Consider the following 14,147-nt stretch of genomic DNA (forward strand, 5'->3'; position numbering starts at 1 on the left):
ACTATCCTCCTACTGTTACCTGAAATCCGGCGCATTCTGCCATCTTACGTATAATATCCACCTCTTGCGCCGTCGGTACGGGCACTTCTTTCATCAACCAGGGCAAACCGAGCAGGCTGTATTTGGGCTCGCCATATTGATGAAACGGTAGCAGGTGTACCTGTTTTATGCCTAGTGATGACAACATCGTCAACACATGCTGCGTGTTATCTGAATTCATCGTAAAGCCCGGAATCAGCGGCAGGCGAGGTATGACATTAACCCCTTCCTCCACCAATAGCCGTAAATTCGCCAGTACACGCGGTAGGTTCATGTTGATGACCTCACGAGCCAGATCTCCATCCATTATTTTGAGGTCGAACAACACCTCATCACACTCTTTTGCCAGCGATAACAAGCGACCGGCCGGCGCATCGCCAGCCGTTTCAATTGCACAGCGCACATCCCAGCGCCGCAGACGTTGCAGGAACCGTGTGGCAAAGGGCGCTTGCATCAGCACTTCACCGCCGGAAAGCGTTACCCCCCCACCAGAAGAGCGAAAGAAAATATCATCTTTCATCACTTCACGTTCCAGATCGTCCAACGTGATATCACGACCAATACGTTCAAATGCCCCAGAGGGACACTCGTCGGCATCACGCAGACAGGGTGTACAGTGCAGACATTTACTCTCCCGCCGTACCGTTTCAATACGTGGCGAGAGTGATTCCGGGTTAGCACACCAAGGGCAGGTATGCGGACAGCCTTTAAAAAAGACGACCGTACGAATACCCTGCCCATCATTCAGTGAGTAACGCTGAATGTTGAATATACGCGCGACTTCCTCGCCTCGTGGGTCAATTACCTCACAGTTGATGCGCGGTGCGTCGAATAATGTCATCCTGGATCTCCTTCGACAACTCGACAAAGAAGGCGCTGTAACCCGCCACGCGCACCACCAGCCCGGTGAAATCCTGCGGGCGCTGCTGCGCTTCGCGCAATGTGTCGGCATTCACCACGTTAAACTGGATATGCTGGAGTTTGAGCTGGGTAAATGCCCGCAGAAAATCCGCCAGCTTGCGTAAACCGGCCTCACCTTCCAGTGTGGCTGGCGTAAACTTCACGTTCAGCAACGTCCCATTGGAAAGCAGTGTGTTATCCAGCTTGCTGACCGACTTCAATACCGCCGTCGGTCCTTGCATATCCTGTCCCAGCATCGGCGACAGCCCCCCATCTGCCAGTTGCTCCCCGGCTAAGCGGCCATCCGGTGTTGCCCCAACGACCGAACCTAGCGGCACGTGTGCAGAGACGGTATACGAACCCGGCGTAAATTGCCCGCCGCGCGGATTCTGGTATTTCTCTACCTCTTTGCAGTAATGACGTAGCAGTTCGGCGCTAATGTTATCTACATCATCGATATCGTTGCCGTATTTTTCGAAGCGATTGATCAGCCTGGCGCGAACTTTCTCGCCTTCCGGGGTAGCAAAGTTATCTTTTAGCACCGACAAAAGTTCATCAAAAGATAAGCGCTGTTGTTCGAATACCAGCCCATTGAGCGCATGCAGCGAATCGCTCAGGTTTGCAATACCGATCCCCTGTACGCCGGAGAAGTTATAACGCGCACCGCCGTCGGTAATATCGCACCCTTTATCCAGACAGTCGCTAATAAACGAGGAGAGCAGCGGCACCGGCGCCCAGTCGCGGTGACCGATATCGCAGATATTACTGCCCTCCACCATCAACGTGATGTAGTGGCTGATTTTGGCACGAATATGCGCCAGGAGATCGTCGTACGTCAGAGTGCGGTTGCCTTCGTTCTCATGCAGACAAATTTCCATCACTTTCAGCAGATTAAACATAGCGATATCGTGCAAACCGTATGTTCTGCCTGGAATAGACAGCTCGACACAGCCTACTACCGCGTAATCCCGCGCATCTTCCAGCGAAACACCGCGATTAAGAAACGCGGGCACCACCACTTCATCGTTAAAGATTTGCGGGATGCCGGTACCAAGACGAATGGTCTGTGCTGTTTTCATCAGGAACGGTGTATCGATCAACGCATTCGTGCGCACACCGAGGTTTGGTTGTGGTAGCTGTACGTTCTGATACGCATCAAGACAGAGGAAAGACAATACATTTACCGCACTACGACCATTCTCCGTCAATCCCCCCAGTAGCGCGGTGTAGCCTGTTGGGAAGCCAGCGAAATAGCGCGCACTACTGGTGGATCGCAGCAGTACGATGTCATTACATTTCACCCACAGGGATTCGAGGATCTCTTGTAAGAATGCTGGGTCTTCCCCCTGCGTCAGCGAAGCCTGATAAAACGGCAGCATATACTGGTCGAAGCGTCCAAGTGAAAGAGAACTGGCGTTGGATTCATATTGCAAAATAATGTTCATGTACCAGAACAGCTGACATGCCTGCCAGAAGGTTTGCGGCTTGCTTTGGGCGTTATGCCGAGAGTTTTCAGCAATCGTCAGTAATTCCTGGCGTCGCTGCGCATCCGGGCAGCTTTCCGCCATCTTCTCTGCCAGCATAGCGTAACGCAGAATATGGTTTTGCGAAGCCTCAAGCAGCAGCAGCGCAGCCTGATAAAAGTGATTCTCCGGCTGCTGCAGACAATGCGCTCGCATCTGCGCTACCAGTTCGCCAAGCCCATGATTCAACAGGCGTGGATAATCAATAATGATATGTCCCTGACCTTTGTCAGTCTGGTTAATGCTAAAAATCTGGGTACTGACGGCAGCTTTAACCTCATCGGTCATCTGACCGTTGATGAAATCTTTCATCGACCGCTTTTCCCAGTACGGATACAGCACATCGCGATAGAGATGTTTATCCTCTTCGCTGATGTCAAAACGGTCCTGCGGACGGGTTGGAAACTGCTCCAGCTCTTTAAGCAGCCAGTAAGGATCCATTTCCGGTGACATAATGCCCGCACGTGGTTTAACAGTACGGTTTCCGGCAATCAGTTCCTCATCACGAATCGAAATCTCAACGTGCTCAAGAATATATGCGGTGGCTTTCGCCCGACGCAGAATAACCGGCTCTCCCTCCGTCTGCTGGTGGCTGGCGGTATATAACAGCGCACGTTCAAGCGAAATTTCACGGTTGTTCTGAAACAGAGCGGTTTTTAAACGTTGGATACGGTTCGTCATGAGGAACTCCTGCGGGAATAGTTGCCTGATGGCGCTACGCTTATCAGGCCTACGCATCTGTAGGCCGGATAAGGCGAAGCCGCCATCCGGCAAACAAACGGTTAAGCGGTTTGCGCCAGATGCGCGCCAATCTTGTTCATGATGGCGTCGGCACGTTTCACTGCATCGCTGATATTGACGCGAACGATAGTTTTGCCCGCAAAACGTTCTTCAAATTTAATACCAATGTCCTTGGTCAGAATGACCATGTCGGCTTCCGCCACATCCGCCGCGGTCAGTTCGTTTTCCAGACCGATCGAACCCTGAGTCTCAACCTTTACTTGCCAACCTTTAGCTTTAGCGGCGCTTTCCAGCGCTTCGGCTGCCATATAGGTGTGGGCAACGCCAGAAGGACATGCGGTTACTGCGATAATCTTGGTCATGACTCATTCCTCACTTAATTCATTTCAAAATCTAAATCCAGGTCATCTTCTTTCTGATCGACCTGAGACACTTTTTTCCGCGCCAGACTTTTCAGTACGTTAACGCACACGGCGGTCACTACAGCACCAACGGCAACCGCCGCGATATAACCCAGTTTTCCTTCCACTACAGGCAGAACAATCAGTCCGCCCCAGCCGGCATAACACTGCGCACCAAACAGGGCGGCGGTTACCGTGCCACAGGCGGAACCCACCATAATCGATGGAATGACACGCAGCGGATCGGCTGCAGCAAACGGAATCGCGCCTTCCGTTACGCCAACGCAGCCCATTACCAGCGCAGCTTTACCGGCTTCGCGTTCTTCAGAAGAGAAATTCTTACGACCAATCAGCGTCGCTAAACCTAAACCCAGCGGCGGTACGCAGATCCCTACTGCGGCGATTGCCACGACGGTATAAACCCCCTGCGCCACGCAAATCAGCATGAAGGCGTAGGCAACTTTGTTAATTGGCCCTCCCATATCGAAGGCCAACATCAGTCCCATAATTACCGCCAGCAGCACAATGCTGCCCTGCTGCATACCCTGCAGCCACTCGGTCAGGCTAGTAGTTAACGCGCCAACAGGCTCCCCCAGCCCCCACATCATGATACCTGCGGTGATAAAAGTGCCGACGATGGGAATAACGAAGATAGGCATTACCGAACGCAACACCTTATGTACGGGGATCTTCTTCAGATAATGGACAACGATACCGCCAATAATCCCAGCAATTAATGCGCCAAAGAAACCTGCACCGAAGCTGTTTCCCACCCATGCGCCAATCGCACAAGGGGCCAGAGCAGAACGTTCAGCGATGGAATAGCCGATATAAGCAGCAAGAAATGGCACCATCAAAGTCAACCCGGCGACGCCAATATCAAACAGCTTTTTAAGATTAGGATCGGTCGCAGCATCCGGTACCGCGCCTTTGCCATACAGCATGACGGAGACAGCCAGCAAAATACCGCCCGCTACGACGAAGGGGATCATATGCGAAACACCGGTCATCAGGTGCTGACGAGTATTTTTCAGGATTTGTACCAACTCTTTCATAAGTCGCTCCCGGGCTGCCTAAAGCCCATATCCATAAACTTGTTGCGGAAAACAATAGGCAATCTGACGCGACGCAAACAGTGGATAAAAAGGCCATTTGCTGGACTTTTGTAATATCAGTACAAAAATGCGATCCGCCTCATAACTTGCAGTTTCTCGGAATTTATAGTGGATACGCTGACTTGTGAGGGATATCTCACTTTGATAGTTACATTACATTTATCCAGTTTTTGGCAGATTTGTCACATGGCAGGCTCAGGCGTTGCCCTTTTATCCTGTAGCGAGAAATCGTTATGGGAGATGAGGCTATGGCCCTGATTGTGGAATTTACCTGTGAGCTACCCAATGGCGTACATGCACGCCCGGCAAGCCACATAGAAACGCAGTGCAACACCTTTACCTCACACATTGAGTGGCACAACCTGCGTACCGAACGTAAGGGCAACGCTAAGAGCGCACTATCGTTGATTGGCACCGATACTCTGGCGGGTGATAGCTGCCAGTTGCTGATTTCCGGTACAGATGAACAGGCAGCCCACCAGCATCTGAGCCAATGGTTACGAAATGAATTTCCGCACTGCGATGCACCGCTAGCGGAAGCCAAAAACAACGAGCTGGAGCCACTTCCGGCATCGCTCACCCATTTAAATCCACAGCTTTTCCGCGCTCGCACCGTCTGCAGCGGCAGCGCAGGAGGCGTTCTGAGTCTGCTTTCTTCGCTGGATCTTAACGCGCTCAGTAACCTTCCATCCGCTCAAGATATTGAAACCGAGCAAGCGGCACTGGATAACGGTTTAACGCTGTTGATGAAAAATATTGAGTTTCGATTACTCGACAGCGACGGCGCTACCAGTGCGATTCTGGAAGCACACCGCTCGCTGGCAAGCGACCTCTCACTGCGCCAGCACCTGCTCGCTGGCGTATCACGCGGGTTAAGCTGCGCCCAGGCGGTTGTCGAAAGTGCCGGACATTTTTGTGATGAATTCGCCCGTTCAAGCAGCAGTTATTTACAGGAGCGTGCACTGGATGTACGCGATGTTTGCTTCCAGCTTCTGCAGCAAATTTATGGGGAACAGCGCTTCCCTGCACCGGGAAAACTGACCCAGCCTACGGTTTGCATGGCGGATGAGCTAACACCGAGCCAGTTCCTCGAACTGGACAAAACATTGCTGAAAGGCTTGCTGTTAAAAAGCGGTGGTACTACGTCACACACGGTGATTCTCGCCCGGTCATTCAACATCCCTACGCTGGTTGGCGTAGATATTGAATCTTTGATGCCATGGCTACAGCAAACGGTTTATATTGATGGTAACGCAGGAGCAGTCGTCGTTGCCCCTGATGAATCCATCGTACGTTATTATCAGCAAGAAGCCCGTATCCAGGATGCCATTCGGGAACAGCAACGTATCTGGCTGACCCAGGAGGCACGCACGGCTGATGGCATCCGTATGGAAGTCGCCGCCAACATCGCCCACTCCGTGGAAGCACAAGCAGCTTTTAGTAACGGTGCGGAAGCGGTTGGCCTGTTCCGTACGGAAATGCTGTATATGGACCGTACCTGCGCCCCGGATGAGAACGAGCTATACAACATTTTCTGCCAGGCGCTGGAACCCGCAAAGGGACGCAGCATTATTGTACGCACCATGGATATCGGCGGTGATAAACCCGTTGATTATCTGAATATTCCTGCTGAGACCAACCCATTTCTCGGTTATCGCGCGGTGCGTATTTATGAAGAATATGCCACGTTGTTTACTACGCAACTGCGATCGATCCTGCGCGCCTCAGCGCACGGTAGCCTGAAAATCATGATCCCAATGATCTCCTCGATGGAAGAGATCCTGTGGGTCAAAGAGAAACTGGCAGAAGCCAAGCAGCAACTGCGAAGTGAACACATTCCGTTTGATGAGAAGATCCAGCTCGGTATTATGCTGGAGGTTCCGTCTGTGATGTTCATCATTGACCAATGCTGTGAAGAGATTGATTTCTTTAGTATTGGTAGCAATGACCTGACGCAATACCTGCTGGCGGTCGACCGCGACAACGCCAAAGTTACCCGCCACTACAACAGCCTGAATCCGGCTTTCCTGCGCGCGCTGGATTACGCCGTACAGGCAGTACATCGGCAGGGGAAATGGATTGGCCTGTGCGGCGAACTGGGTGCCAAAGGTTCGGTGCTGCCATTGCTGGTGGGACTGGGTCTGGACGAGATCAGTATGAGCGCTCCCTCCATTCCCGCCGCCAAAGCGCGGATGGCGCAACTCGACAGCCGTGCCTGCCGTCAATTGCTGAATCAAGCGATGGCTTGTCGAACCTCGCTGGAGGTCGAACATCTGCTGGCCCAGTTCCGCATGACCCAACAGGATACGCCTCTGGTTACCGCCGAATGCATCACACTGGACAGCGACTGGCGCAGTAAAGAAGAGGTCATCAAAGGGATGACCGACAACCTCCTGCTGGCAGGCCGTTGTCGCTATCCACGTAAACTGGAAGCAGACCTGTGGGCACGCGAAGCCGTCTTCTCTACCGGATTAGGTTTTAGCTTCGCCATTCCACACAGCAAATCCGAACATATTGAGCAGTCCACCATCAGCGTAGCTCACCTGCAAGCGCCGGTACGTTGGGGTGATGATGATGCACAGTTCATTATTATGCTGACGCTCAACAAACATGCCGCAGGCGATCAGCATATGCGTATTTTCTCGCGTCTGGCGCGCCGCATTATGCATGAAGAATTCCGTAACGCGCTGGTTAGTGCCGCCTCAGCCGACGCTATCGCCAGCCTGTTGCAACATGAACTTGAACTTTAAAGAGGATGTTTTTGTATGGAACTTTACCTTGATACCGCCAACGTCGCGGAAGTTGAACGTCTGGCACGCATCTTCCCTATCGCGGGTGTTACCACCAACCCAAGCATTGTGGCGGCAAGCAAAGAATCTATCTGGGATGTACTGCCACGCCTGCAAAACGCCATCGGCGAAGAGGGTATTTTGTTTGCCCAAACCATGAGCCGAGACGCACAGGGCATGGTGGAAGAAGCCAAACGCCTGAGCAACGCGGTGCCTGGTCTGGTAGTGAAAATCCCGGTGACATCCGAAGGTCTGGCCGCGATTAAGATGCTGAAAAAAGAGGGTATCACCACGCTGGGAACCGCCGTATACAGTGCATCTCAGGGGCTACTGGCTGCGCTGGCAGGAGCTAAATATATCGCGCCTTACGTTAACCGTATCGACGCACAGGGCGGCGACGGGATTCGCACAGTACAGGAACTGCAAACGTTACTGGAGCTGCATGCGCCAAACAGCATGGTACTGGCAGCCAGCTTTAAAACCCCGCGTCAGGCGCTGGATTGCTTACTGGCAGGATGTGAAGCTATCACCCTGCCATTAGACGTAGCGCAACAAATGCTCAATACCCCTGCGGTAGAGTCAGCAATAGAGAAGTTTGAGCAGGACTGGAACAACGCATTTGGTCACATCAACCTGTGAGGGAAATAAAGTATGGATCGCATTATTCAATCACCTGGTAAGTACATCCAGGGTGCCGATGTTATTACCCGTCTTGGCAGCTACCTCAAACCACTGGCAGAACGCTGGCTGGTCGTTGGGGACAAGTTTGTCTTAGGCTTTGCCCAGGACGCACTGGAAAAAAGCTTTCAGGATGCCGGACTGGCGCTGGAAATTGCACCGTTTGGCGGCGAATGTTCACAAAACGAAATCGACCGTCTGCGCGGCGTAGCGGAAAAAGCGCAGTGTGGCGCAGTACTTGGTATTGGCGGCGGGAAAACGCTGGATACTGCCAAAGCGCTGGCGCACTTTATGGCCGTGCCTGTCGCCATTGCCCCAACCATCGCCTCTACCGATGCGCCGTGCAGCGCGCTGTCCGTCATTTACACCGATGCGGGTGAATTCGATCGCTATCTGCTGCTGCCCAATAACCCGGACAGGGTCATTGTGGATACCAAAATTGTTGCGGGTGCACCGGCGCGTCTGTTAGCTGCGGGTATTGGCGATGCGCTGGCAACCTGGTTCGAAGCGCGTGCCTGTTCACGCAGCGGCGCAACCACCATGGCGGGTGGTCAGTGTACTCAGGCGGCGCTGGCGCTCGCTGAGCTGTGCTTTAATACGCTGATCGAAGAAGGTGAAAAAGCGATGCTGGCAGCAGAGCAGCACGTGGTTACACCAGCACTGGAGCGCGTTATTGAAGCCAACACCTATCTGAGCGGTGTCGGTTTTGAAAGCGGTGGTCTGGCAGCTGCTCACGCCATTCATAACGGTCTGACCGCAATCCCGGATGCGCATCACTACTACCACGGCGAGAAAGTGGCTTTCGGTACGCTGACGCAGCTGGTGCTGGAAAACGCGCCAGTTGATGAAATTGAAACCGTTGCCGCGCTGTGTCATTCCGTTGGCCTGCCGATTACCCTGGCGCAACTGGACATCAAACAGGATATCCCGGCGAAAATGCGCATTGTGGCTGAGGCAGCCTGTGCAGAAGGCGAAACCATCCACAACATGCCTGGCGGCGCAACTCCGGACCAGGTGTATGCCGCCCTGCTGGTGGCTGACCAGTACGGTCAACGTTACCTGCAAGAGTGGGAATAACCTGCCAATAAAAAATCCCCGCAATCGCGGGGATTTTTTTATTCATACTATGCCGGATACGCACAAGCGACATCCGGCATTATCTGTTACAGCAGATCGAAACGATCCAGGTTCATCACTTTCACCCATGCGGCAACGAAATCTCTCACGAACTTCTCGTGAGCATCGCTGCAGGCATAAACTTCAGCCACTGCGCGCAGTACGGAGTTAGAACCGAACACCAGATCGGCGCGGGTTGCCGTGTATTTCACTTCACCGCTCAGACGGTCACGACCTTCGAACAGCTCTTTTGACTCATCAACCGCCTTCCACTCATGGCGCATATCCAGCAGATTGACGAAGAAGTCAGTGCTGAGCACGCCAGGACGATCGGTAAAGACGCCATGCTGGCTGCCGTCGAAGTTGGTGCCCAGTACGCGCATACCGCCCACCAGCACGGTCATTTCCGGTGCGGTCAGCGTCAGCTGCTGCGCTTTATCAATCAGCAACGACTCGGTGGTCGATACGTCAGGACGGGAGCGGTAGTTACGGAAGCCATCGGCGATCGGCTCAAGCAGTTCAAACATCTCAATATCCGTTTGGTCCTGACGCGCATCCACGCGGCCCGGCGCAAAAGGTACTTTAATGCTGACACCCGCAGCGCTAGCCGCCTGCTCTATACCGACAACACCGGCCAGCACGATAATATCGGCTAACGAAGCGGTATGGGCTGACTTATAAATGCCTTCCAGCACAGGCAGTACGCGTGCCGCGGTAGCATTCACATCCCAGCCACGCTGTGGGTCCAGCGCCAGACGCGCACCGTTAGCGCCGCCACGTTTATCCCCACCGCGGAACGTTGATGCAGAAGCCCACGCCACTGACACCAGCTCGCCCACGGACAACCCGGAAGCAGCAATGGTCGCCTTCAGTTTCAGGATATCTTCTTCGCTTGGGTTAAAGAACGCATGCGGCAGCGGGTCTTGCCAAATCAGATCTTCTTTTGGCACTTCCGGTCCGATGTAACGTGCTTTTGGCCCCATATCACGGTGCGTCAGCTTAAACCATGCGCGGGCAAATGCTTCGTTGAAGGCCTGCGGATCGTTCAGGAAACGACGGGAGATCTTCTCGAACTCCGGATCGAAACGCAGCGTCAGGTCGGTAACCAACATTGTTGGCTTACGTTTTTTCGACGGATCGAACGGATCGGGGATAATTTCCGGTGCGTCAACCGCTTCAAATTGAATAGCACCTGCCGGACTGCGGGTTTGTACCCATTCATATTTGAACAGGTTCTCGAAGAAATAGTTGCTCCATTGGGTCGGCGTCTGCGTCCAGACCACTTCCAGACCGGAAGTAATTGCGTCTGCACCCGCGCCACTGCCGTAGCTGCTGGCCCAGCCCAGACCCTGCGCTTCAATTGGTGCGGATTCTGGATCGGCCCCAACGTGCGAAGCCGGCGCTGCACCGTGAGTTTTGCCCAACGTATGACCGCCGCCAATCAGCGCTACGGTTTCTTCGTCGTCCATGCCCATGTTACCGAAGGTCGCGCGAATAGCCGCTGCCGCAGAGAGCGGTTCGCCGCTATGGTCCGGCCCTTCCGGGTTCACATAGATAAGGCCCATTTCGGTTGCGCCCAGCGGCGCTTTTGCCAGTTCTTCCGGATGACGGTGGGTCAGCCAGGCTTTTTCATCACCCCAGTTTACGTCGAGATCCGGTTCCCAGACGTCTTCACGACCGGCACCAAAGCCGAAGGTACGGAAGCCTGAGTTTTCCAGCGCCACGTTACCCGCAAGGATAAACAGGTCGGCCCAGGAAATTTTCTGGCCATATTTCTGCTTGATTGGCCACAGCAGACGACGCGCTTTATCCAGGCTGACGTTGTCCGGCCAGGAGTTCAGTGGTGCAAAACGCTGCTGTCCGCGACCCGCGCCACCGCGTCCATCGATGGAGCGATAGGTCCCTGCACCGTGCCATGCCATGCGGATAAATAATCCGGCATAGGTTCCCCAGTCAGCGGGCCACCACGGTTGAGATTCGGACAGAAGGGCTCTGAGATCCCCTTTCAGGGCAGAGTAGTCGAGTTTGCTAAATTCTTTGCGGTAGTCGAAGTCCTCACCCAGCGGGTTAGAACGGTTGGAATGTTGGTTTAAAAGATCTACACGGAGTTGATTGGGCCACCAGTCGCGGTTGTTCGTTCCTGCTCCCGCGCTGTGATCCGGCCCGCCCTGATGAAAAGGACACTTACCGGCAGTTGATGCGTTCTGGCTATCGTCGGACATGCTCATCTATATGCTCCCTTTACAGTGTTCTGACTACGATATACACCACCAGAGATAAGATATAGTCGAAAAAACCCACAGATTCGATAGCTCATTCCTTTTATATTTAAAGTTACAGAGATGTAGATCAAAATGATCAATAAAAAACCCTCCGAAGAGGGCTGAGGCACTAATTATGCTGGTCTTACTCCCAGCGTGTGACAAATTGCGTAGCTCATCTCGGCACGGTTAAGGGTATAGAAGTGAAAATCTTTCACCCCTTCGCGACTGAGGATTTTCACCATGTCCATAGCGATGTTTGCACCTACCAGCTTGCGGGTTTCCGCATCATCATCCAGACCATCAAACATGGTCGACATCCAGGAAGGGATACGAACATTGGTCATATCGGCAAATTTTTTCGCCTGCTTAAAGTTAGAGACTGGCAGGATACCCGGAATAATTTCCACATCGATTCCCGCAGACACACAGCGATCGCGAAAGCGCAGATAGCTTTCTACATCGAAGAAGAACTGAGTAATGGCGCGGTTTGCACCGGCATCAACCTTACGCTTCAGGTTCAGCAAATCGGCCTGAGCGCTCTTCGCTTCTGGGTGTACTTCCGGGTAAGCCGCAACGGAGATATCAAAGTCCGCAACGTCTTTCAGCAGAGTCACCAGGTCAGAGGCATACATATCCGGTTTACCGCTTCCCGGCGGCAGGTCACCGCGCAGAGCAACAATATGACGAATACCGTTATTCCAGTAGTCCTGAGCAATGGTGCGCAGCTCATCGCGGGTTGCATCAATACAGGTCAGGTGCGGAGCCGCTTCAAGGCCAGTGCGATCCTTAATGCCTTTAATAATGCTGTGCGTGCGGTCGCGCTCACCAGAGTTTGCACCGTAGGTGACTGAAACAAACTTCGGCTTCAGGCTGCTCAGGCGATCGATAGAGTTCCACAGGGTTTGCTCCATTTCACTGGTGCGCGGCGGGAAAAATTCGAAAGAAACGTTAATCTGCCCCTGTACTTCGGCCAGACTCTGATTCAGCGCTTCCCGCTGGTTGGCGTGAAAAAAGCTCATACCTTACCTCATCAATCTTTTGTCGTTATATGTTGTGTTGTGAACTGCTATACGTTTAGACGTCTAGATGTAAAAATGACGGAAAAGCATGCTGGCGTCAACACAAAAATCATCGTTAAAGGTGAGGAATACTCAGCCAACGTGAAAAAAATTCACATCAGCCTGAAATGATGAGGGATTGCGTCACAACCGTCTGCAGCCATGCTAATTTTGTTACGTTCTCAGGCAGCATCAGCAACCCCGTACTAATACGTAATTCGGTATCGGTAAGCGGAAGAAAGGTCACGCCCTGACGCTGGATAGCCGAAAAGGAGGCCGGAATCAGGCTCAGACCGTCACCCTGCGCGATCCGCGCCAGCAGCACGTCATGTTCCAGCGGCTCTTCAATACAGGCAGGCGAGTAACCCGCACGACGAAAAATGTGTCGAGTGTAATCAAAAAAGGCAGGGTTCCGTTCGCGTTTAAACCAGAACAGTGGCCGGTGGTTCAGCGCGGTTAATGAGAGTGACGACAGCGTCGCTTCTGCCCACTGCGCGGGTAAGGCGGCAATCATCGATTCTTGCCAGCCAAGCGGCGTGACGCTAAGCCCCGAAGTTTCAAGCGGTAGTGCCACCAGAGCGGCATCCAGTTTTCCCCGACGCACCTGGCGCGCCAGTTCAGGCGAACCATGCCGGACAATATGTAGCTTCTGTACGCGCATATTAAGCCGGGACTCAAGCGCCGTAAAGACACCCTGCTCAAACGCCGTACTTAGCCCTAAGCGCAGAGATTGCTCCCCCGTTTTCGCTAACTGACCCAGCGCCGCCCAGGTTTTATCCTGTAGCGCCAATAGCGGGCGTACGATTTCAAGTACGCGCAGACCATCTTCCGTCAGCGTCAAACCACGGGTATGACGGACAAAAAGCGTCACTCCCAGGCGTTCTTCAAGCTGGCGAATGTGGCGACTCAGCGGCGGCTGCGACATAAACAAGCGCTGCGCCGCCCGGCTCATATTGTTCTCTTCCGCTACTACGGAAAAGTAACGCAGCAGGCGAATGTCCAGAGAGTGCAAAGACGATGTTGTCATACCGAAAAGGTATCACGGAAACGGTATTATCCCAATCATTCCGCACGCCCTATCCTCACACTACAAACCACACGAAAGAGGAAGGAATGATGCCTTCAGAACGCTTTATTACCGGTCAGGAGATGTTGCAAAAAGTGGATGGTAAAGGGGGCGATGCGGTCGTCGAAAGTCTGCAGGATATTGCGCCAGACTTCGCCCAATACCTGATTGAATTTCCTTTTGGCGACATCTATTCAAGGCCGGAGCTGGATTTACGCAGTAGAGAAATCGCTACCGTCGCGGCATTAACTGCGCTGGGTAACGCCGCACCGCAGTTGAAAGTGCATATTGGCGCGGCATTACACGTGGGTTTAACGCAGGATGAGATCATTGAAGTGATTATGCAGATGGCCGTATATGCTGGCTTCCCCGCGGCACTCAACGGCTTGTTCGCCGCAAAAGAGGTGTTTGCCTCCCACAAAGGCTAAAAAAACAGGCCAGCGGAATATCTGCTGGC

The 14,147-nt window shown here is 53.2% G+C and carries 11 protein-coding genes; 4 read left to right on the forward strand and 7 right to left on the reverse strand.

The window, feature by feature from the left end; genetic code table 11:
* Position 1 precedes the first annotated feature (1 nt).
* From JQN59_RS22835 to JQN59_RS22850, 4 genes are all read right to left on the reverse strand, one after another.
* Positions 2-880: a [formate-C-acetyltransferase]-activating enzyme gene (locus JQN59_RS22835; protein WP_149607390.1), complete on the reverse strand. Its 879-nt coding sequence runs from the start codon at positions 878-880 to the stop codon at positions 2-4.
* Positions 846-3,143 (reverse strand): formate C-acetyltransferase, encoded by a 2,298-nt coding sequence (locus tag JQN59_RS22840; protein WP_032945638.1) that lies wholly within the window; start codon positions 3,141-3,143, stop codon positions 846-848. The genes JQN59_RS22835 and JQN59_RS22840 overlap by 35 nt, the downstream gene beginning before the upstream one ends.
* A 101-nt stretch (positions 3,144-3,244) precedes the next feature.
* Positions 3,245-3,565 (reverse strand): PTS fructose-like transporter subunit IIB, encoded by a 321-nt coding sequence (locus tag JQN59_RS22845; RefSeq protein ID WP_003825151.1) that lies wholly within the window; start codon positions 3,563-3,565, stop codon positions 3,245-3,247.
* Positions 3,566-3,579: 14 nt separating this feature from the next.
* Positions 3,580-4,659 (reverse strand): PTS fructose transporter subunit EIIC, encoded by a 1,080-nt coding sequence (locus tag JQN59_RS22850; RefSeq protein WP_003825153.1) that lies wholly within the window; start codon positions 4,657-4,659, stop codon positions 3,580-3,582.
* Positions 4,660-4,967: 308 nt separating this feature from the next.
* Here JQN59_RS22850 and ptsP point away from each other — a divergent pair, with 308 nt between their 5' ends.
* Genes ptsP through gldA form a run of 3 tightly spaced genes read left to right on the forward strand, consistent with a single transcriptional unit; the run spans position 4,968 to position 9,263 of the window.
* On the forward strand, positions 4,968-7,469 hold the full coding sequence (gene ptsP / locus JQN59_RS22855; RefSeq protein ID WP_149607394.1) for a phosphoenolpyruvate--protein phosphotransferase: 2,502 nt from the start codon (positions 4,968-4,970) through the stop codon (positions 7,467-7,469).
* Positions 7,470-7,484: 15 nt separating this feature from the next.
* Positions 7,485-8,147: a fructose-6-phosphate aldolase gene (fsa, locus tag JQN59_RS22860; RefSeq protein ID WP_003825157.1), complete on the forward strand. Its 663-nt coding sequence runs from the start codon at positions 7,485-7,487 to the stop codon at positions 8,145-8,147.
* Between the two features lie 12 nt (positions 8,148-8,159).
* The gene (gldA, locus tag JQN59_RS22865) at positions 8,160-9,263 is read left to right on the forward strand and encodes a bifunctional L-1,2-propanediol dehydrogenase/glycerol dehydrogenase (RefSeq protein WP_149607389.1); all 1,104 of its coding nucleotides are present in this window, start codon (positions 8,160-8,162) and stop codon (positions 9,261-9,263) included.
* Between the two features lie 86 nt (positions 9,264-9,349).
* On the opposite strand, the gene katG is transcribed toward gldA, so the two are convergent.
* From katG to JQN59_RS22880, 3 genes are all read right to left on the reverse strand, one after another.
* The gene (katG, locus tag JQN59_RS22870; protein ID WP_149607388.1) at positions 9,350-11,530 is read right to left on the reverse strand and encodes a catalase/peroxidase HPI; all 2,181 of its coding nucleotides are present in this window, start codon (positions 11,528-11,530) and stop codon (positions 9,350-9,352) included.
* Between the two features lie 167 nt (positions 11,531-11,697).
* Positions 11,698-12,585, reverse strand: coding sequence for a methylenetetrahydrofolate reductase (gene metF, locus JQN59_RS22875; protein ID WP_008787045.1), 888 nt, complete (start codon positions 12,583-12,585; stop codon positions 11,698-11,700).
* A gap of 157 nt (positions 12,586-12,742) precedes the next feature.
* Positions 12,743-13,651 carry a LysR family transcriptional regulator gene (locus JQN59_RS22880; RefSeq protein WP_149607387.1) on the reverse strand — a complete coding sequence of 303 codons (909 nt, stop codon included), beginning with the start codon at positions 13,649-13,651 and terminating at the stop codon, positions 12,743-12,745.
* 89 nt (positions 13,652-13,740) lie between these two features.
* Here JQN59_RS22880 and JQN59_RS22885 point away from each other — a divergent pair, with 89 nt between their 5' ends.
* Positions 13,741-14,118: a carboxymuconolactone decarboxylase family protein gene (locus JQN59_RS22885; RefSeq protein WP_071444517.1), complete on the forward strand. Its 378-nt coding sequence runs from the start codon at positions 13,741-13,743 to the stop codon at positions 14,116-14,118.
* Positions 14,119-14,147: the final 29 nt, after the last annotated feature.

Origin of the sequence: Citrobacter sp. B72, assembly GCF_016894305.1 — a bacterium.
Lineage (GTDB): Bacteria > Pseudomonadota > Gammaproteobacteria > Enterobacterales > Enterobacteriaceae > Citrobacter > Citrobacter portucalensis.